The sequence below is a fragment of the Limnoraphis robusta BA-68 BA1 genome (assembly GCF_034932365.1).
Lineage (GTDB): Bacteria > Cyanobacteriota > Cyanobacteriia > Cyanobacteriales > Microcoleaceae > Capilliphycus > Capilliphycus robustus.
This window is the reverse complement of the sequence record NZ_JAYGHR010000089.1, coordinates 15,714-37,060: the sequence shown is the minus strand read 5'-3', so window position 1 is coordinate 37,060 and position 21,347 is coordinate 15,714. Positions and strand designations below refer to the sequence as shown.

The following is a 21,347-nucleotide window of genomic DNA, read 5'->3' as shown; positions in this document are numbered from 1 at the left end:
AAACAACATTAACCGAAGCGTAGCGTCATAAACACAAACCGCACCACAAAAACACTTGCTAAAATCCAAGTCGCTAAAGTAACTTCGTGGCTTTTTCCTTGACAGGTTTTGAGAATAGGATAACTAATAAACCCTATGGATAAACCCTCAGCAATTGAAAAGGTTAACGGAATTGTGAATAACGTTAAAAAAGCGGGAATAGCTTCGGCTAAATCCTGCCAATTAATCTGGGAAATACTAGATAACATCAATACACCGATAATCACTAATGTCGGCGTTGTTGCATAGGCGGGAATGGCTTGTAAAAGCGGAATAAAAAAAATAGATAACCCCAACAAAATCGCCGTAATTACAGCAGTAAATCCTGTTCGTCCCCCTTCAGCTACACCCGCCGCAGATTCAATATAACTGGTAACACTAGAAGTGCCTAAAATCGCGCCTGAAGTTGTTGCAATAGCATCCGCCATTAACGCTTGATTTGCCCGGGGAAGTTCGCCATTTTCATCAATAAAACCTGCTTTCATTGCGACACCTGTGAGCGTGCCAATCGTATCAAATAAATCAACAAATAAAAACACAAATGTCACCGCTAAAAAATCTAAAAAATTATCAGCATTCAGGTTATAAACTCCGAATAAAGCTTGTGCAAATAATTCAGTCGGAAAAGGAGGAATTTCAAGAATTCCTTGGGGCCAAGGAGTCACGCCTAAAATCCAGCCTAAAATTGCAGTGGCTAAAATCCCCCATAATAAAGCGCCTTTAATACGACGAACCACAAAAGCAGACGTGACAAAAATTCCAGCAATTGCGACTAAAGTTGGTGCTTCTCTTAAGCTTCCAAAGGCAGTTTTGGTGACTTCATTTGCCACAATAATTCCAGCACCCCCTGTTTCAATATTACTCGCTAATCCAAGATAAGCAATAAATAAACCAATTCCGGCTGCGGTTGCATTTTTTAAGGACATTGGAATTGCGGTAATAATCTGGCGGCGAATATTACTGAGGGTTAATCCAATAAAAATTAATCCTTCTATAAACACTGAACTCAATGCTAATCTCCAGTCAATTCCTAACCGCAAAACAACAGTATAAGCAAAAAAAGCATTCAGTCCCATTCCCGGCGCTTGTGCAAAGGGATAATTGGCTAATAATCCCATCATTAATGTACCAATCGCCGCAGAAATTCCGGTTGCGACAACTAATTGATCAAATAAATCACCGGGCTTATTAAGATAAATTGCATCTGATAAAATCATAGGATTAACAGCTAAAATATAAGCCATCGTCATAAACGTTGTTATTCCGGCTAACGTCTCGGTGCGAAAATTCGTTGTCAATTGTTCAAACTTAAAATAACGAGTAATCCTACTTTTCAAGCTTGGGTTCGGTGGAGGATAATGATCGGAACTCATTGAAACTGACTCCCTCAATATATTTTGATCTTTTGTGATTATATCAAACCTCAATCCCTTTTCATAATCTATCACAAAATTTTTAGAAAAAGAGGTTTTTACTGGTCACTTCATCTATAAAATGATAGACTAGAAAATATCAAGACTAATAGGAAGGACACGAGTTTTAAGCAAACATCTGAAGGGGTAAAAAATTAAAATAAAGTTCACCGCCTTAGGTTTCAATGAGATTGAGATCAAATTCTGACAAGTTCGGGCTACTAACGATTACAGTTGTTCCTGATGCGGTTGGTGTTGGATTCAGGCTAAAGTTGTGTAAGGAAACAGTTTCCTCAGATTCGATGAGCAATTGGGGTGAGGTGGTGAAGCTGACTGTTTGAATCATCCTTTTTGGGTAATAAAATGATTTTTGATTATTGATGTAGAGACATACCTATGGGGTACATCTCTACTTTCACGATTAATTAACCGAATGTTACAATGCCGAAAATTTAGCAGCATAAGAGCAGTGCTTTATACTTTTGTACTTCAAAAAGGGGGAGCTAATGTTATACTGCTATAGCGCTACTTGAATCGGGAACAGGGAACAGGGAACAGGCAACAGCAGACTATGAAAGGATTCTAGGATGTAGAAATGTCCTAACCGAATTTTGTACTGCTATAGATAATCCAGCAATAATTCAAGGCGCAGGGATAGAACCGTTGTTTCTCAACCAACTTTCCCGAGCTATGAGAACTGTTGCCGAGTTTCTCGACAGTCTTTTTATAACTATCTGCGGTGCTGTGGTACTTAATCTTCAACTCAGGGTTTTTCGTTTTAGATGAGTAAACAGAGGCTAATTAAAATTAGGTTTTTATATGCCAGAAGAACAAGAAGATCAAAAGATTATTATCGAAGGAGATCCAAGTACAGTTTTAGGAAATCGGGCAACTAATAATAACATTTATTCTGAAGATGACCGCAGTGTAACAATTAACCGGGATGCAAACAAAAGCATCATTATTCCCGGCGATCGCAATACGGCTACGATTACCATCACCAATTACTATTACCATGAAAGTAAAACAGTAATTCCGATTGAATCTACGGATACGACTGATGAAAATCTACCCTGTCCTTATCGCGGTTTGTTTCACTTTGGCCCCAATGATGCGGAGTTTTTCTTTGGACGTGAGGTATTTATACAAGAACTATTCACTACAACTCAAACCCGTAATTTTATACCCGTCTTAGGTGCATCAGGAAGCGGAAAGTCTTCATTGGTTATGGCTGGGTTAGTACCAAAACTACAAAAAGAAGGTTATTGGAAGTTTACCCATTTCCGTCCCAGTTCAGATCCTTTTCATGCTTTGGCTGAGTCGCTCGTTCCACTTTATGAACCGGATAAAAATGCAACTGAACAAATGCGTCAAGCCCGTCAGTTAGCCGAATATTTTGTTGAGGGTTCAGTTCTTCTTCAAGACGTTTTATCCCAAATTGAACGAAATTATCCCAATCATAGAATATTGTTGATTGCCGATCAATTTGAAGAACTTTATACCTTGTGTGCGGAACAGAAAACTCGCTATCGTTTTCTCGATATATTATTAACCAGCTTTCAATTATCTTCTTCTCAATCCCAATCTTCTCATGTGTTAGTTGCAACAATGCGAGCGGATTTTCTGGGAAATGCTTTGTCCTATCGTCGATTTGCAGATGTGTTGCAAAATGCTGATATTAAGTTGGGGCCGATGAACCGTGAGGAACTTTCACAAGTAATTGTTAAGCCTGCTGAGAAATTGGGAGTAACCTTTGAAGCGGGATTGAGGGAACGGATATTAGATGATGTCGAAGATGAACCGGGAAATTTACCTTTGTTGGAGTTTGCGTTAACGGAGTTGTGGAAACGGCGAAAAGGTAAACAATTAACCCATGCAGCTTATGAAGAAATTGGTCAGGTTCAAGGCGCTTTGGCTCGTCATGCAGATGAGAATTATAGCAAGCTCAGTACCGCTCAAAAAGAACAGGTGCGGCGAATTTTTATCCAATTAGTACGTCCCGGTGAAGGAACCGAAGATACCCGCAGACTCGCAACAAAAGTGGAATTAACTGGTGCTAGTTGGTCTTTAGTCAAACAATTGGCTGATGCGCGATTAGTTGTTACCAGTCGAAATGCAGCCTACCAAGAAACAGTAGAAGTTGTCCATGAAGCGTTAATTCGCAATTGGAGTGAACTGCGACAATGGATGGATACAGACCGCAGCTTTCGCACTTGGCAAGAGCGATTAAGAGCAGCAATGTATCAATGGGAACAAACGCAACGGGATGAAGGGGGATTATTGCGGGGTGCTGCGTTAGCGGAGGCCGAAGAGAATCTCAAACAACGCCGAGAGGATATCAGTTCGGAGGAGCAAGAGTTTATTGAAGTTAGTTTAGCACTGCGCGATCGCTTACTGAAAAAAGAGGAGAAACGTAGAAAGCGTCTGTTCCTAATTACTTCTATTACATCGGTGGTGTTTGTTAGCTTGTCTATTGTTGCTGCATATCAATGGAGGGAAGCAGAAATCGCTTTAATTGAAGCTGCAACGGAATCTTCACAAGCTGATTTCAAAGTGAACCGAAATTCTTTGGACGCTTTGATTCATGCACTAGAGGCGGGAGAGCGTTTGCAACGACTACCTTGGGGTAGTAAAGACCCAAAACTCCAAGCTAGTGTTCTCAGCACTTTGGCACAGTCTGTGAGTTGGGTGAGAGAGCAAAACCGCTTGGAAGGACATAAAAATTGGATTCAGAGTGTTAGTTTTAGCCAAGATGGTCAGATGCTGGCTACAGGCAGCTATGATAACACCGTCAAGTTGTGGCGGCGGGATGGAAGCCTATTTAATAAAACTTTAGAAGGGCATACAAAACCGGTTACGAGCGTTCGTTTTAGCCCTGATGACAAGATAATTGCGTCTGGAAGTTGGGATGGAACAGTTAGGCTTTGGGACAGCAACGGAAATTTGAAACGAATGATTCAAGCTCACGATGATCAGGGGGTTATAAGCGTCAGTTTTAGCCCGGATGGAGAGATTATCGCCTCTGCCAGTTCTGACAAAACCGTAAAACTGTGGCGAATGGATGGTCAATTGCTTCATACCCTGACGGGACATCAGGATCGGGTCAGACAGGTGAGTTTTAGTCCTAAAGGGGATGGGATTGTTACGGTTAGTGATGATCAAACCGTAAAGCTCTGGAGTCAGGATGGCAAACTACTTCAAACTATCGACAAACAGTTAGGTAATGTTATGAGTGTAGATTTTAGCGGTGACGGTCAGATGTTTGCTACCGCCAGTAGAGATGGAACAGTGAAGCTTTGGAGTCGAGAGGGAGAACTTATCAAGACCCTTGAACATCCTAAAGCATGGAGTGTTAGCGTCAGTAGAGATGGACAAACAATTGCTTCTGGTAATGCGGATGGAACTATAAAACTCTGGGTGCGAAATGGTAAAGATGTTAGATTACTGGATACTTGGGTAGGTCATCAGGGAGAAATTCCCAGCGTCACTTTTAGCCCAGATGGACAAATACTTGCCACTGCCAGTAACGATAGTATCACAAAGCTTTGGCAAGTAAACCGAAGCGGGTTGACTGTTTTATCTGGACATCAAGACAATGTGATGGATGCTGCGTTTAGCCCAGACGATAAACGAATTGCCAGTGCAAGCGCTGATGGAACCGTGAGGATCTGGAGTCGAGAAGGTAAACAACTGTTGACTTTGAAAGAGCATCAAAGTCAGGTTAATGCGGTTAGCTTTAGTCCCAATGGAAACATCATTGCTAGTGGTGCCAATGACAAAACAATCAAGCTTTGGGATGTAGACGGACAACTCCAGAAAACGCTGGAAGGGCATGAATATAATATCTTTTCCGTTAGCTTTAGTAATGATGGACAGACCATCGCCTCTGCTAGTGCTGATGCAACAGTGAAACTTTGGAGTTTAGACGGAAAAGAACTTATAACCCTAAAAGGGCATAGCAGGAGAGTATTGAGTGTGGCTTTTGCTTCTGATGGACAAATTGCCACTGGCTCTGGCGATGATAATGCAAAATTGTGGAGTTCTGAAGGTAAAGAACTCCAAACGCTGAAAGGGCATACAAGTACAGTTAGGTCTGTTGGTTTTAGTCCTGATGGGACAAGGATTGTCACTGCTAGTGATGACGAAACCATCAAGCTTTGGCGACGGGATCGGACGTTAATCAAAACACTGACGGGACATACTGCTGCGGTACTTGATGCCACCTTTAGTCCTGATGGAAAAATCATCGCCTCTGCTAGTAGCGATAAAACCATTAAATTGTGGCAATCGGATGGAACGTTAATCACAACGCTGGCGGGACACGAAGCTATTGTGAATAGTGTAAGATTCAGTTCCGATAGCAAATGGTTGGCTTCTACGGGTGCAGATCAACTTGTTTTGCTCTGGGATGTGTCCGATATGAGTTTACAAGGGTTACTAGAAAAAGGATGCAGCCATATCCGCGACTATTTGCAAACTTCATTAAAAAGTTCAAAAAAACTATGTAATTGATAGATATATTGCTCTATATTTCGCTATTGTTAGCAGCCTTCATCCTCGTTTGTTTGACCACACCCCACAGGCTGTTTCGGCTTCTGAGTGTCTTCCGGCTTATCAGATGATATCTCTTGATCAAATGATATCTCTTGAACAGCAGTAAAATAAATAGTATATTCCTTACCCTGTATTGTATGCTTTCTATGATTTAGTTCTTCAATAGCAATTTGTTCATTTTCATTTAGCTCTAAAAAAGCCCATGTTTCATCCTTTTCTATTTTGAGAATAAGAGAAGTTTTATTAATTTGAATTATGCCGTAGATCTTAAAAAGTTCATCCAGATCCGATTTAGTAATATTAACAGGTAAGCCACTAACTTTAATCATTCTTTTAAGACCTATGATGAAACAAAATTTAAACTTTTACAAAAATAGATGCAACACCAAGATAAAAAATTAGAACTTTCTAATTTATTGTTTCCTATTGCCTTTAAATCAAAAAGATTTTCCTAACATATAGGAAATCATGGCACTCTTATCTAAAATTAGAATATCCCATACCCGATTCGTTTGTCAATATATTTGTTGGCTCAGATGTACTTAATCTGTTAAGCTGCTGATCGAACCGGATTTGGTATTAAATGACATCGTGAAAAAGATCCTTATCCTCTCTGCAAACCCCAAAAATACAAGTCATCTGCGCTTAGATGAAGAACTGCGAGAAATCAAGAATACACTGCAACTCTCTCCCAATCAAGATGATTTTAAAATCATTACTGAATCTGCGGTACGAGTGGATGATTTAACTCGCTTTCTGTCCAATCATCAACCAACAATTGTCCACTTTTCTGGACATGGTTCGGGTAGTGATGGATTAGCCCTCGAAGATCATTCTGGACAAATGAAACTGGTCAGTACACAAGCTTTAGCAAAGCTATTTGATTTGTTTCAAGAACAAATTGAATGTGTCTTACTCAACGCCTGCTACAGCGAGGAACAAGCCACAGCAATTCATCAACATATTGATTGCGTCGTGGGAATGAATCAAGCCATTGGAGATCAAGCGGCGATTAAGTTTAGCATCGGATTTTATACTGCTTTAGCCGCAGGAAGAAATTATCAAGATTGTTTTCAAATGGGTTGTACCTCCATTGATTTACAAGGGATTCCAGAATTTTTAACCCCCGAGATTAAATTTAGGCGACGGCGTTATCAGACACCAGTAAACTCTGAGAAAGATAATAGTGTGAAAAATGATAAGAAGAGCGGACAAGAGAGTTCGGTTTCTGTCGGGGGTCGTGCCAAAGATAGTGTAATCATAATAGGCGATCGCAAAGTCGGACAAGATCGTTCAGTTTTTGTCGGTAATGATATCACTGGTGGTGCAATCATAACGGGAGACAATAATGCTACAAAGGTGCATTATCAAAAAACTAATCGTTTACCTGCACCTGCAAGCGTTAACATAGAAGCAGAACTCAACGCTTTACAGGACATATTGGCGAAGTTAGAAACTTCAGATCGTCGTAAAATTGACAACGCTTTTGAAGATGCACAGGAAGAAATCAATAAGCCACAACCCGATAAAGATGAGGTCGGTAAAGCGTTAGATAGAGCTTTTGATTATGCCAAAAAAGCCGAAGGGTTTGCTTCGATTGTTGCGAAACTTCAGCCACACGTCGCTAAAACGACTGCTTGGTTAGGTGAGAATTGGCACAAACTTTTAGGCTTAGTGAATTAAACACTTTGCAGAGAATCTGAGGTAAATCGTAACGTATATTCTAAGGTGTTCATGCTTTTCTCCAAAAAAAAGTTAAGATGAGAGTTACTTTAAACTCACTTCAACTTCTATTTCCTAATGGGATTAATAAAAGACTTGAGGTGAGTTTCTTTGAGATTACTGTCATTGAAATATGCTGCAATTGGTCAGGATCATCCTAGAATTTTGACAAACTTTATTGTCAATCGTAAATTTCGGGTTGATTTTTGTTCATAAAATCCCAATATTGGTGGTGATTAATCCCAACTGATAACTACCTTTAATTCTTTCGGGTCACGATGTTCAAGCAAGGTACTTTGATCGCAGACATCATCAAAGGGAAATCCATAAGCTTTATTATCTATGCTGTGAAGATGCCAGAACTGTGCATAGTAATTAGCCGGAGCATTTTTATAATACTCTTGGGGATTACACCGATTTTCTGGGCTACGCAATACGTGCCTGTTGAACATAGCGCTAACCTGAGATTGAATCACCTTTTCCATCGCATTTCCTTGAGCAAATACTCCCGCACACTCAAAAACTTCCCAAGAAGTGGGATAGTGAATCTTATATTTCGTATTCACATCACCATCCTTTGTAAAAGTGAAAACATTGTCTTCTACTTTTCCTGTAAATGTTCCCTCATGGGTGCTAAAAACCAGTGGATTTGACGTATAATATTGCCACATTTCAGCAATGTAACTATCAAAGTATTTTTCGTCTTGTTGACCCCGAGCAAAACTGCCTTTAAAAGGTGCTAAAATTCTGTAGGGTTGCTGAACCAGAGATTGAAACTCGGCGGGGACGCTTTTCATATACTCACTGAACAAGATACTTCTAGATTCAGTTATTCCCAGTTTTTTTGAAACTCCATCGGTTCCTATCAATTCAATGGTCATTGGAAAACCAAACTGATCGACTTGAGTTGTATTACCGTGAAAACCAGCATCGTCAATGGTAAATTCTAGCCAATCAAAATAAACGTCTGTATTGGGGTCAGATGGATTGGCTGTATTTGGGCCAACAAAACCATATCCATTGTTAACAATTTTCAAATATACTGGTGAACCGAGACCAATATATGCGCGACCCGAATTGATTTGACCAACTTCTATTTCCGGTAATTCACTGAGTTTATGTAAATAATTGCACCAGTTTTGTCCATTTTTAGTCAAATGACCGGGCGCATCGTTATCACTCTCTTTGCAGGGAATTAAACTACCATTTTTGTCTACATGACCAAATTGACCCGTAGAATTTTTTCCGAGAATGACAAAGTAAATTTGTTCGGAGGAATACTGTCCTTTGGTGTTGTTGGTGAATGAAAATTTCATCAGGTTTACCTAATTAAGAAGCGAGTTTGTAATGATTGGGAAAAGCCAAATATTTGGCTATAAAGGCTTTTCCCTGGTCGTTATCTTGGCGAGGCAAAAACTTGTGTCCAATAATGTTTGTAGTTAACTTCCCCAGTATCATTGGCTAGAAAATAATAACCAACACCAATTTCTTTTGAATCAGGACTCAGAATATTTTTGCGATGTCCATCACTGTTCATCCATCCTTCTACAACTTGCTCTGGAGTTGAGCCACCAGCGTAGATATTCTCCGCACAATATGACCATTGATAACCTGCTGAATTAATGCGATCGCCGATTTTAGAACCCGTTGAACCTGTATGACTAAAAAAGTCATTTAATGCCATATCTACAGTATGTTTTTGGGCTACTGCTCCTAACACTGGATTAAACTTTAACGGTGATAAACCCGCTTGAGAACGCTGAATATTTGTGAGTTCTACAACCCGCATAATGTCTTGTGGATTCATTGGTAACAATCTCCTAATTACTAATGTTGTGAACGGATTACAGTTTTGAGAATTTGGAAAAATTTAAGTGCAGAATCGGGAACTTTTTGGGGATTATTAATCCGCCTAAAGATAAGTTTGGAGGCGAAATCAAAGGATTACACTAACAGGCTTTCTACCCAAATTAATCGCCTCATTAACAGTATCAACAAAGATATCAATCTTGTTGTTTATAACTGCCGTACCCTTATCTAACGCCGTTGCGGGAACTTCCCTTCTATCCCACAATACCAATAGGTTTGTTGAGTAGACATAACTTAACTTTTCCTTTTTTGTAGTTAGATTTTCTTCTGCATATACTCACCCTGTTGGTTGAGATACCAAAGCCCATAATGCCCTTCAGCGCCATTGGGTCCTTGCCAGGGGTTGGTTGGGGGAATTTGAGCATTGCGATCGCTTTTCCAAGGTTCATCGAAGGCTTCAAACAAGTAAGTTATTACCCGATTTTCAAATGCCCACTTGTCAATTGCTTGATAATAAGCGAGGAGGTTTGCCACATTATTGTTTGTGTTGTTAAAGCTAATTCCCTCTGATGGCCACCCCGTTTCGCCAATCATTACTTCACACTGGGGATTAATATTTGCAACCGCAGTTTTGATTTGATAAAAAGCCTGACCCACTTGATTTACACCGTCGGCTGGGGTAGCAGTGTTCGTAGCCGGATAAAGATTGCATTGGATAAAATCGCAATTCTGGATTAATGTTTTTAACTGAGTGTAATAGGGGCTGTTTGGATTGGCGATTTCTCCAAAAGTATGGGAACGAACACCCACTTTAACACCCAGATTGTGAGCTTTTTGTTTATTCGTCACAATCATCTGGTTAACAACATTTGCTTTCTCTGCATCGGTGACATATTCATTGGTAAAAACTAATGAAGTTACCGTGTTGGGATAAAGACTATTCGCTTCGGAAACCGCAGAAAAAGCCGCTTCAATTTCTAACTGTTGGTGTGCTGGATTATCATGCTGATATATTCCCTGAGCAACTTCAATCGCAACTCTGCCTGTTTGTCGATTTAACTGTGCCGCAGCAATAGCAACAAAACAGTTAGAATCAAGCTGATTCCAAGGCGTTGTTGGTGGGTAATATCCTGCATAACCCATGCTGTAGGTGCTGATTTTATTGAACTGAGGTGCGATGATTTCCAGCATCCGAATAATATCTTGCTGGCTGTATGAGTTCCAAAGGGGAACTTTGGCATTTGGAGGCGTTCCTGTCCATTGACCCACATAAGGACTAAAAGCCACACCCAGAAATTCAGACATAAAATACTTTCCTCAATGATTGAAATGTATTCTGTAGCCACAGTAATAGTTAAGTTTTTAGCTGTGCGTTTAGAACAGTTTCCAAAAACTTTTTTCAACAGAATCTTTAGTAGTGCGCCATGCGATCGCAGTAGATATTATCGCCCTGACTCACACCCAACATTTGGGTAAAACGCTCGTAGAAACCCACCCGATCGCGAACTTTATCATTGGTAGGGATACTACATTCAAGACCACCATTGATAATATTAATAGTCATGCCAAACCCGGGTACACGTCCCTTGCTGGCATCATCGGCAGAGGGTGTCCAACCGCCAGTCATTACTTCGTGACAAGAAGGCTTGGGTGGCTGCGGGGTCATCCAAAACCACAAAGCTGTTCGGAAGGCAATCTCTCCATCGGTCTTAACCAAGTCCGGGTTATTCAGCAAGTCTAAACCCAAAGCTTGACCGACTTGACCATAATTGTAGTTCCAGGACAGTTGTATTGGACCGCGACCGTAATAGGAGCGACCTGGCGCACAAGGATAGGTGGTATTTGATGGGTCACAGTATTGACTGGTCGGGTTTTGTTCTTCAATAAAGTGTAAACCCCAAGCAAAACGTCCACCGGGAGCAGTATCCCAGCCTCCGGTTGTTTCGTGGGCAATATTTGCTAAGAAAGCGGCGGCTTCTTGTTTGCGTTGCTCATCTGAGCCGGAGTTGCAAAACTCGCCGTAGTGCTTGGTTGCACTCACTAAACTGTCGTAAGTGTAGAGGGCGTTCCGGTTTGGGAACATGGCTTCATAAGTCTGAGATGATATCAGACCTGCAAAACCATTACCACCGGGCGACGGAGGGGGAGTAGTAGAACCGGGAAGACAGATTTCCTGACCGACTTGCAAATTGCTGGCATCATTATCTGTCATTGGGCTGCCGTCTGGTTTTTGAATTTCACGCCAACGATTACCATCACCTAATTGTTGCTCGGCAATTTTGTAAAGCTCATCTCCAGACTTAATAATGTAAGATCTGCCGACTGTACAAGACATAAACATCCTCAATTTATAGGTTGAACAACTAAGCTTTTAGGCTACTGTTGCTGGTTCTCTACAAAACCACTGTACAGCGCTCGACTCAAGGAATGTACTAACCCATCGGTTAGTTTTTTACCTAGCCAAAAGTACAGGTATTAACTAAGGCAGGGTACGAGTCATCCGCATCAACATCAATCCGTCTGTTGCTGTAAAAATTTCTACTTCAAATCCGATGCAGAAACTTCGCGTAACTTCTAACCGTATTGCAACCGACTCAACTATAAACTAGCAATTCCTCGTTTCAAAGCAGCGATCGCCGCCTGGGTTCTATCATTGACATTCAACTTACTCAAAATATTATTAACATGAAACTTCACCGTACTTTTGCTAATATGCAAAATATCGCTAATCTGCTGATTACTTTTCCCCGCAACAATCAGGCGAATGACTTGCAATTCGCGATCGCTTAATTGACAGTTTTCCATACGTTCAGCCAGTTTTGCTCCCACAGGAGATGGAATGTACTTTTTCCCCACAAATACTGTACGAATAGCCGCAAAAAGTTCGTCGGGTTCGGTATCTTTCAGCAAATAACCTTTAGCACCCGCCTGTAGTCCCCGATAGATGTCTTCATCGCCATCATAAGTCGTCAGTACAACAATTTGAGGGTTAGTACACCCGGCACGGATAGCGGTAATTGCTTCAATTCCATCCATTTGAGGCATTCGCAAATCCATTAATACTACATCGGGTTGATGTTGATTAAACATTTTGACCGCTTCTTGTCCATTACGCGCTTGCCCGACAACGGATAAATCAGGTTCCTGCTGCAACAATGAGACTAAACCCTGCCGCACAATCGCATGATCATCAGCAATTAATACACGAATTGAATGATATTTATTCATCATTTTTACCCCAGATTAAAAACAACCGATTTCCCTATATTTGGGAATCACAACCGTCAAATTCATCCAATCAAAGCTGAACATCAACAATAATTTATGTATAAGACTCTTCAGTTTCTTTTAGATATTCTGCTGTTGCTGTAAGCTCATTAACACAACCTTTCAATGGGAAAACTGAATCTTGATATTTGTCAATACTGACAAGAAGTGCATAGAAATTATCAGTCATATACATTGCTCCCTTTTAATTTTGAATTTCTCTAGAGTTGTTGTCTTCAGAATATCTACATGAACTGCACCGAAGCAAATTGAAAAACAAAAGGCTGAATGTGGCTTCAGCGTTGAGTTGGAGCAGTAGGGGAAGTGATTTAACTTCGGGGATTCCCCGAACTTTCGATCTCAACCTACACTCAAGCAACACGGCTTAGTTTATTTTTTATTTAACTACATCTCCTGTATTTCCAAATTTATATTAACTTTCCTCAATCCTATGCTCTCTTAACTCCTCTATGTCCCAAGTTGATCAGGTTAAAAAGTGATGTAATATTTGATGATTTTTTAGTCCTAACACTTTCGCGATCGCTGGCAACATTTTACGTTTTATATCGGACATCATTCCTAGATGCAAATACTTAAAAGCTTCAAAGCTTCTCACCTCTGGAAACAGGTTTTTGTACAACTGGCAGTATTCGTCCACAAATTTGACTGTGGGCGCGGATGGGCGTGGCTCAACCATACACTCTGTCTCGATTTTGGCGTTCGCGAAGCGTCTCAATCATGAGAATCGCTACTAATTATACTTTGGCGAGAGTGACAAAAGAGGGATAGATTTCCCAAAAATAACCTTAATAAACCCGCCCCTGTTGATTGCAACAAAATATAATAGCAGTCTCTAAATCACTCGTTTGTTGAGGATAATTGAGTTTAGGACGGTCAATAATAATCAACGAAATTCCCAATTCTAACGCAACTTTTTGCTTGGTTTCTTCTCCCCCAGCGATGCCGGATGCTTTGGTAACAACTAAGGAAATATTCCACTGTTTCCAAAGTGCTTTTTCTAGTTCTGGCGAAATTGGCGGACGGATTGCTATAATATGATTGGGGGTAAAACTTGCATCTAAGGCTGCTTTTAAGGAAACCTCAGACGGAAGGATTCTCACAAACAAGGTTGAACGATCTTGCCAACTTTTAAAACGCGCTAAATTGCGATATCCTAGAGTTAACATTACCCGTTGTTGGGTGAGGTAATCTCCCGTTAACAAGGTTTCAAAGCTGTCTAAATGAATAATCTGTGAATCTTCTGTTTGATAGCAGGGTCGTTCGTAGCGTAAATAGGGGATATGATATTCTGTAGAGGTGGCGATCGCTAACTTGGAAATTTCGACAGCATAGGGATGAGACACATCTAATATAGCGATGATATTTTGCTGTTGAATAAATGCAGAAATTTGATGATGATCGAGTTTTCCCACCCAAATTTTTAGCAAGGAAGACTCAGAAGGATAAAGGCTTTTAGCGCTATCTGTTGTTACGCTAATTATACAGGGAATTTGTGCAGAAGCGATCGCATTGGCTAAGGTTGCACTTTCACTCGTTCCCCCAATTAACCATATTTTACCAGAAGAAGTAAACATCTATTCTCTTAATTCAATTTCTTTTAACAAATTATCCACCCAAATTGTATCGGGTTCTGATAAAGGCGGTACAGGTTCTAAGGTATAATCGAGTTTAAGATCATAACCTGCGCGATCATAAACTTGATTTAATAGTAATTGTAAATCTAACATCGGTTCAGTATCTCCCAAACGCAAAGGTAAAGGAAAATCGGTAATTTTTTCCTGCAAATTAAACGCATATAAATCCGCACTAGGACGAGTTTCACCCCGACTGACTAAAATTCGATAATCTGATTCAATTCCCTCCGCAAATATTAGCATCGGTTCCCACATTCGCAGCAAATCTATTTCGACAAAATGAGTGCGACTTCCGAAGATTTGTTCTCGTTTATTGTTGTAGGTTTCTCGTCCTTTTCCGGGTCGTTTGTTAACGGGTGAAAGCAGTTCAATAACGGTGACGACTTCCTTTGTGGAAACTTCCCGTATTTCGAGATAACCCTGTCGGATACTTTCGGGAACGGGAACTATGACTTTCTGCGGTTTTGTAGCGGGTTCAGCAACCGCAATATTGATTTTTTCGGTTTGAGAAACTTGTCGAGAACGTTGTACCGAAACATCAGGAATTCCCACTAAAAGCGACTGTTCGCCGGTGGTTTCATACATTCTAACTTCAACGGAAACTGAATATTTTGGGCGAAGTTCAGGCGTTAGGAATTCTGCAATATTAGCAATGAGGAATAAATGAAAACCCGGCCAGATTTCGGGATGTTCAAGGTAGGGGTTCATTCCAGGGAAAGGTGATGGCATAATTTATCCTCTATCATCTGATTGTCTGTTTTGTTTCCACTTTTCAATTTCCTCTATAGGCAATAATAACGTTTCTTCTATCTCTTGTCGAACCTCCCGACTCACATAACAATCACTATTTAAACATTCAACCAGTAACAGATTAGCATCATAATACTGTTCTAAGAGGTCTTGTTCAGCTAAGTTCAAGTCCCACTTATGTCCAATATTACGCCACATAATCATTAAGCTTCTGAGATCTTCGCACCATTTTTGACGAACAGAAGCCCATAATTTTTGAAATTTTTCTGGTTCTTGACAAGGGTCAGGAAACTCTCTAAGCAGATTATTCAATTCTGTTTTAAGGTTTTGTAATTTCATTTTAATATCTGAACTCAAAGTATAGTGCTTGCAAATATCATCAATGCTGGTTATGATAGCATCTTTAGGTAAAAAACAAAGACAATCACTTAAATCATGTAACATATAAAGCTCATAATCTAAATCAATTTCAGGCTCGCACTGAATATCAACATGAAATTCTTTTACCATCTCAATAAGTTGAGCCTCGTAAAAAATGCCAAATGAATAAATCGATTCAGCACAGAAGTAAAAAATTTTTATTGCTAAATTAGGACTGGCTCTAATTTTTATAGAGTCTACTTTGTGATATAGCCATAGGAGAAATTTCTGGAATTCTTCACTATTCTCTACTAATAAATCTATTGAGCTTTTTAAATTTAGTAAAAAACAGTCAGCACTACCTAACATCTGAACGGTCAGAAGAAATACCTCTCGCCAGTTAGGTTCTGTAATATGACTAACTAATTCTCTCAAAGTTGGATCATTAATATCGTCTTGATTACAATTGGTGACAATCTTACGAGCAGTTAAATACTCGTGAAATGTTAGATGGGAGAAAGAATAAATATTTCTTGCTCGTTCTACTAACAAGCCGTGCTGTGCTTCGATGGATTTTAATACAGCTTCACTGTCTAGCTCTAATGCTTTAGGATCAGTCTTTGCATTTCGTAAATTTTGAATATATTCACTAATATAACCTTCTATTTCCCGTGTTTTAAAAATGTAGTCACCTGCTTGAAAAGTTGTGTGAGCGATTCGACTCAGTAAGTCTTCCTTCCGTTTTAGGGATAATCCTTTATAAACTTGATCGCGTTCAATATTACGGTTTGCATCCCATTTTGTCAGCAAAACATCAAGTCCATTTTTATAAAGGTCAGCACGATTACTGGGAAAACTACCCGCATCTTCAAACACCAAACACAATAAAGTTAGGAGTAGAGGATTGGTTGCGAGTTCGAGAATGGGTTCATCTTGTTTTAGCTTTTCGAGAAAACGTTCTGCTTTTACTGGATCGTTTTTACTGTGAAACCATTTCTGAGAAAAATCAGCAATTTGTTCTTCGTTAAAATCTGCAACTTCAACGTCAGTAAATTTTTCAAATGTGTATTCTTTTGCTGCGATACGACAAGTGATTACAAATTGGTTTTGAGGAAATTGCTGTGAAAGCTGTTTAATCTCTCTCAAGATTCGGCTAGAGTCAATTTCTCTAACTTCGTCCAAGCCATCTAATAAAATCAGAAATTTTCCTGCTTTTAACAGACTTGATAGAGTCACAATATCTTCCATTTCATCAGAATAACGTTTCAATAAATTTTGAAGGTATTCCAATAAATTTGGGTGTTCCTTAATATCTGCAAAATCTTTTAATGTGATGAATACTGGAACTCGTTCAGCTTGAAACGCTCCACCAATACACTGAATTGCCAAGTGCTTGAGAAATGTTGTTTTCCCCGCTCCTGGTTTTCCCAATATCATCAACTTCGAGAACTTTTCAGCCGCTTCTATACCGGGAATTCTTTCTTCTTTTACTGTACCCCGACACCAACGTTCAAAATTTTCTCGACTGACTTTTTCTTGCAATTGGGCGATTTCCCGCCAAGTTTTCCCGGTAATTTTCTCTAAAATATTAACGTTTGTGTAGATTTTCCCTAACTTAATGGGTTGCGTCATATCAAGTACCCGCATCGTACCGCAACATTCTTGAATATAGGGCTTAATTTGTAGGCGTGTCTTTTTTACTAATGTTTGGATACTTACATCTGTGTTCTCAGTCAACAATGAGCTATTAGAGTTCTCAGCTTGCCAACGTTGATATCGCTTATTAAGATCACTCTTTAATCTACTTTCTTTTCCTGGGCCATTTCCACCAATTTGAAACCTCGTGTAAATTCCACGCAAACGCTCTTTAAGAGATCCTTCACTAATATTTAATTGCAGTGTAATTTGTATTCTACTCAGATCATCTCCGAACAGTGGAAGAAAAACCTCTTTTTCTTTGTCAGTTAGTTCCTTCTCGTCGGCTAACTTCTCTAAAAAGTCTTTTGGGAACCCCATCTGCTACACCAACCACTTCTCTAACATACCAGTTTAACTGCTTTTTTGGCTGTTAACTCAGAAAGTCAGGCTAAGTCAGGAAAGTCAGTATAAGTCAGTTTCAAGTCAGGGAAATAACTCCAAAATAAAAATGCGACAGTTAACTCAGTTGAATTCATTTCATTAAAAATATGAACAACAAATTCTGGTCAAATAACCCCCTTCCGCCTTACTTTGGAAAAGCCTGCACTAAAAATGGTATGGGTGGGATGCAAGACAGTCGCGGAAATTTTCTTCCGAGTTTCACCACAATTCGCGATAAAATGCGATCGCCTGCGGAAAAAGCACGACTCGCCTCTTGGAGAAAAAATAAAGGTTCTGAAGCGAATTTAGCCTGTCAAATTGGCAGACTCGGACATCGCCAAATTGAAAGCTATTTCAAAAATGGGGATAAATCTTGTCCGGTAATTCTTCAACGTCATTGGGAACAAGCGTTACCCGTCCTCAACAAAATTCATCATATTCGATTGCTAGAAAGTCCGATTTTTCATTATTATGAAGGCTACGCCGGACGAGTTGATTGTGTCGGAAAGTTTGATAACTTACCTAACGAAATGGTTTTTGAGTTTAAATTTTCTGATCGCATTCGCATCTACGACGAACAAAAATTACAAATTGCGGCTTATATTGGTGGATTAAATCGACATTATCGCCATCCCTATAACGTGCAAATTCATCATGGTATTTTGATTACGATTACTCCAAATGAAGTCGATCTGACGTTTTTAGACAGTCCAGAAGTTGATCAATATTGGGAAAATTGGAAACAAGAAGTTTCTCAATTCTGGTCACAATACCCAAACATTGCTTAATCTATTTTGTAGTCGGAGGGCAGGTTTAAACAGTGACCAGTAATCAGTGACCAGTAACCAGTGAACAGTAACCAGTGACCTGTTACCTGTTACCAGTAATAACTGTAAAAACTGGCAACTGTAAACTGTAAACTGTAAACTGTAATGAACCCGCCCCTACAGAATAATTGTTGATGAATTTGACATCATATTACTTCTCCCTCTCCTCGTAGGAGAGGGTTGGGGTGAGGTTAATTCAATTTCTCCTCGTAGGAGAAGGTTGGGGTGAGGTTAATTCAATTTCTCCTCTGTAGTTTTGAGCTGATTATCGAACTGTTACCGAATAACTCAACTTAAATGGTTTAAAACTTGTGTTTCCCTTGGGTGTTCCACTCAACTCTAATTCATAACTACCTGCTTTCGGAAAAATAACATTCGCCCCAGGAATTCCTTGATATTTTTCGGCGGAAATCGCTGTTAATGGGGGTGTGATCATTGGTTTATCCTCTGCTTGACGCGGTTGAGCATAAACGGCTAATTTACAATTACATTGTTCTAGTGGAATAATAGCACCGCCTCTGCGAGTTAACGCAAACCAAACTTGAGCGGTTTCTCCCGCTTTTGGATTATGATTAGGTTCCAGGTGAAAAGTAGCCGCAACATCTTCAGAAACTTCTACTTCATGGGCTGAACTCGGAACCATTAACTGAGGCTCAAAATAAGTCATAGCGGGAAAACCAATTAACCCTAAAATTACAACTTTTCTTAACCGTTTACTTTGACTTACTCGGTGAAACATAGAACTGATCCAGTGAAAATAAACACCAAATTGAACGCTTTCTAATTAATAACACAAAAAGGCTGATTGTTACTAACATTCCAACCCGAATTTGATTAGCAACTGTCCACTCAAACCCCCCGAAATAACTAGACCCACTTAACACAATATGAACCACAACCAAGATGAACGCCGGAACCGCTAACAGATGGATTTTTCGCCAAGATTTTCCTAAATAACTTTGAATTTTATCAAAACTGGTTAACGCGGCTGGAGTGATCAAAATTAAAGCAATTGTTCCCAGTCCTATTCCCCATTGATGTTGAGGAATCATAAACCAAAAAGCATCTATTTTCCAGTTCAAAGTATGGTCAATCATTTGACCCATATGAACCAATGCTAAAACAAAAGCAGCAACTCCAAAAAAACGCCGATATTGTAACAATTGCGGAAAAAATCGACTGATTGGACGAGCAATTAAAGCCAACATCAAACAAATTAACGACCCATGACCGGTATAATCTACATGATTTCCCGTTCGTAATAAGGTCAGAATTCCAATCGTTAGCGTAATCCATCCTCCTAACCTATATAACTGACTGCGACGATTTGCACTCAATTTACTGGTTAATAAACCCACGCCTAACAGGGTGGGAAATGTTCCCAGTCCAAAAGCTAACATTGTCACCATTCCCATCTTTAAACTTCCCGTTTCTGCGGCTTTTATTTGAGCCGTATACAGAAAACCACAAGGAATTAAACCCCAAACTAAACCTAAAAATAGAGGAGTCAATAGGTTATTTTTCATCGACAATTTAACCATCGCCCCACTTAAACGATTGTGCATAACTTCAGGGGAAAGGGGATGCCAAATCGGTAAACGCGGAATCAAATCAGGTCGAATTTGTGCCAGTCCTAACGCAATTAACATCAAGCCTGTTAAAATCGCCATTCCCCGTCTAATAACGCTCCCTAATCCCGCCATTTGTCCACTGGCAACTAATACCGAACCTAATCCCCCAATTGCAGCACCGACTAAGGCATAACTGAGAATTCGTCCGATATTTAATAATAAATGAAACTGCCAGGACGGTTTTTTAGAATCATTTGTATTGGAGAGAGAAAACGCAACCGTTAGAGGGCCGCACATCCCCACACAATGACCAAAACTTCCTAAAAATCCTAACGTGCTAATTAACACCAGATCAATCATTTTTTGATGTGAGTTATCCAATAGTTTTCTATTTTAGACTCTTCGTCACCAATCTTGAATCGAGTCATTTAAAAAGGATGAAAATTGATCTTGATTAATGCTAAACTACTAAAAGAGGGAATTAGAGGATTATACTATGCCTTCACCATTTCCGGGAATGAACCCCTGTTTAGAACATCCCGATTTTTGGCCGGAAGTTCACAATCGATTAATTGTTGCAATTGCTGACTCTCTAACTCCCGAGGTTCGCCCGAAATATGAAGTCGCGATCGAAAAGCGAGTGTATGAACTCAATGATACGAACACAGATTCTCTTTTAGTTGGGGTTCCTGACTTAGCGGTGAAGCGCCAATCTCAAACTTCAGAAGGTTTACAATCAGAAAGTGTACCATCCAACGTTGCTGTTGCTGATCCTGAAACTCAGAAAATAACAGTCACCGTTCCGATCCCTGAAACGGTTAGACAAGCTTATTTAGAAGTACGAGAAATAACCACTCGTTCAGTCGTAACGGTGATAGAAGTGTTATCTCCGGTGAATAAACGGGCGGGAGAAGGACGAGAAACCTATCTCAAAAAACGTCAACGGGTATTAGGCAGTTTAACGAATTTAGTTGAAATTGATTTACTGCGAGGATGGCAACCGATGCCGATTTTAGGGGAGGATATTCAATCCGATTATCGAGTTTTGGTGAGTGATCAAGAACATCGTCCCCGGGCAGAACTCTATCCGTTTAATTTGAGAGATAGATTACCCCGTTTTTCTATTCCTCTGCGTTCAGAAGATGTTGAACCGATGCTGAATTTACAAGAATTATTCACAACAATTGATGATCGAGCAGGTTATGATTATCGGATTAATTATGATAATTATCTCCCCGAATTAGTGCCACCCTTAACTGAGTCTGAACAAAGTTGGGTGCAAGAGTTATTACAGCAATAAAA

At 39.9% G+C, this 21,347-nt stretch carries 19 protein-coding genes and 1 pseudogene; 4 read left to right on the top strand and 16 right to left on the bottom strand.

Annotated elements, in window-relative coordinates; genetic code table 11:
• Positions 1–8 precede the first annotated feature (8 nt).
• Together VB836_RS26040 and VB836_RS26035 are read right to left on the bottom strand one after the other, a co-directional pair.
• Positions 9–1,412: an NCS2 family permease gene (locus VB836_RS26040; protein WP_323223894.1), complete on the bottom strand. Its 1,404-nt coding sequence runs from the start codon at positions 1,410–1,412 to the stop codon at positions 9–11.
• Between the two features lie 214 nt (positions 1,413–1,626).
• Positions 1,627–1,797, bottom strand: coding sequence for a hypothetical protein (locus tag VB836_RS26035; protein WP_323223892.1), 171 nt, complete (start codon positions 1,795–1,797; stop codon positions 1,627–1,629).
• 473 nt (positions 1,798–2,270) lie between these two features.
• On the opposite strand from VB836_RS26035, the gene VB836_RS26030 reads away from it, so the two are divergent.
• The gene (locus tag VB836_RS26030; RefSeq protein WP_323223890.1) at positions 2,271–5,963 is read left to right on the top strand and encodes a WD40 repeat domain-containing protein; all 3,693 of its coding nucleotides are present in this window, start codon (positions 2,271–2,273) and stop codon (positions 5,961–5,963) included.
• 29 nt (positions 5,964–5,992) lie between these two features.
• Here the strand turns inward: VB836_RS26030 and VB836_RS26025 are convergent, their stop codons facing one another.
• Positions 5,993–6,334, bottom strand: a complete 342-nt coding sequence (locus VB836_RS26025; protein ID WP_323223889.1) for an RNA-binding protein — start codon at positions 6,332–6,334, stop codon at positions 5,993–5,995.
• 262 nt (positions 6,335–6,596) lie between these two features.
• Between VB836_RS26025 and VB836_RS26020 the strand changes: the two genes are divergently transcribed.
• The gene (locus VB836_RS26020; RefSeq protein ID WP_323223887.1) at positions 6,597–7,688 is read left to right on the top strand and encodes a CHAT domain-containing protein; all 1,092 of its coding nucleotides are present in this window, start codon (positions 6,597–6,599) and stop codon (positions 7,686–7,688) included.
• A 275-nt stretch (positions 7,689–7,963) separates the two neighbouring features.
• Here VB836_RS26020 and VB836_RS26015 read toward each other — a convergent pair whose 3' ends face one another.
• From VB836_RS26015 to VB836_RS25970, 11 genes and pseudogenes are all read right to left on the bottom strand, one after another.
• Entirely contained in the window at positions 7,964–9,043 is a 1,080-nt protein-coding gene (locus VB836_RS26015; RefSeq protein ID WP_323223885.1) for a glycoside hydrolase family 64 protein, read from the bottom strand.
• Positions 9,044–9,123: 80 nt separating this feature from the next.
• On the bottom strand, positions 9,124–9,534 hold the full coding sequence (locus VB836_RS26010; protein WP_323223883.1) for a CAP domain-containing protein: 411 nt from the start codon (positions 9,532–9,534) through the stop codon (positions 9,124–9,126).
• A 129-nt stretch (positions 9,535–9,663) separates the two neighbouring features.
• Positions 9,664–9,801, bottom strand: coding sequence for a 3D domain-containing protein (locus VB836_RS30415; RefSeq protein WP_407659770.1), 138 nt, complete (start codon positions 9,799–9,801; stop codon positions 9,664–9,666).
• A 50-nt stretch (positions 9,802–9,851) separates the two neighbouring features.
• On the bottom strand, positions 9,852–10,841 hold the full coding sequence (locus VB836_RS26005) for a glycosyl hydrolase family 17 protein (RefSeq protein WP_323223881.1): 990 nt from the start codon (positions 10,839–10,841) through the stop codon (positions 9,852–9,854).
• A 106-nt stretch (positions 10,842–10,947) separates the two neighbouring features.
• The gene (locus VB836_RS26000; protein ID WP_323223879.1) at positions 10,948–11,871 is read right to left on the bottom strand and encodes a glycoside hydrolase family 19 protein; all 924 of its coding nucleotides are present in this window, start codon (positions 11,869–11,871) and stop codon (positions 10,948–10,950) included.
• Positions 11,872–12,134: 263 nt separating this feature from the next.
• Complete coding sequence (locus VB836_RS25995; RefSeq protein WP_046276927.1) at positions 12,135–12,764, bottom strand: response regulator; 630 nt, start codon at positions 12,762–12,764, stop codon at positions 12,135–12,137.
• A gap of 94 nt (positions 12,765–12,858) precedes the next feature.
• On the bottom strand, positions 12,859–12,993 hold the full coding sequence (locus VB836_RS25990) for a hypothetical protein (protein ID WP_281062882.1): 135 nt from the start codon (positions 12,991–12,993) through the stop codon (positions 12,859–12,861).
• Between the two features lie 297 nt (positions 12,994–13,290).
• Positions 13,291–13,500, bottom strand: a pseudogene (locus VB836_RS25985) (IS701 family transposase); the annotation flags it as partial.
• 109 nt (positions 13,501–13,609) lie between these two features.
• A complete protein-coding gene (locus VB836_RS25980; protein WP_323223876.1) occupies positions 13,610–14,398 on the bottom strand; it encodes a cobalt-precorrin-6A reductase in 789 nt (262 codons plus the stop codon).
• Positions 14,399–15,187 (bottom strand): DUF4058 family protein, encoded by a 789-nt coding sequence (locus VB836_RS25975; RefSeq protein ID WP_323223875.1) that lies wholly within the window; start codon positions 15,185–15,187, stop codon positions 14,399–14,401. It lies immediately after the preceding gene.
• 3 nt (positions 15,188–15,190) lie between these two features.
• Entirely contained in the window at positions 15,191–17,584 is a 2,394-nt protein-coding gene (locus VB836_RS25970; RefSeq protein WP_323223873.1) for an NACHT domain-containing protein, read from the bottom strand.
• A 170-nt stretch (positions 17,585–17,754) separates the two neighbouring features.
• On the opposite strand from VB836_RS25970, the gene VB836_RS25965 reads away from it, so the two are divergent.
• Positions 17,755–18,435 carry a PD-(D/E)XK nuclease family protein gene (locus tag VB836_RS25965; RefSeq protein ID WP_323223871.1) on the top strand — a complete coding sequence of 227 codons (681 nt, stop codon included), beginning with the start codon at positions 17,755–17,757 and terminating at the stop codon, positions 18,433–18,435.
• A gap of 304 nt (positions 18,436–18,739) precedes the next feature.
• On the opposite strand, the gene VB836_RS25960 is transcribed toward VB836_RS25965, so the two are convergent.
• Positions 18,740–19,213, bottom strand: coding sequence for a hypothetical protein (locus VB836_RS25960; protein ID WP_323223869.1), 474 nt, complete (start codon positions 19,211–19,213; stop codon positions 18,740–18,742).
• Positions 19,188–20,426 (bottom strand): urease accessory protein UreH domain-containing protein, encoded by a 1,239-nt coding sequence (locus VB836_RS25955; RefSeq protein WP_323223867.1) that lies wholly within the window; start codon positions 20,424–20,426, stop codon positions 19,188–19,190. The genes VB836_RS25960 and VB836_RS25955 overlap by 26 nt, the downstream gene beginning before the upstream one ends.
• Before the next feature lie 115 nt (positions 20,427–20,541).
• Between VB836_RS25955 and VB836_RS25950 the strand changes: the two genes are divergently transcribed.
• Positions 20,542–21,345: a DUF4058 family protein gene (locus tag VB836_RS25950; RefSeq protein ID WP_323223866.1), complete on the top strand. Its 804-nt coding sequence runs from the start codon at positions 20,542–20,544 to the stop codon at positions 21,343–21,345.
• Positions 21,346–21,347 lie beyond the last annotated feature (2 nt).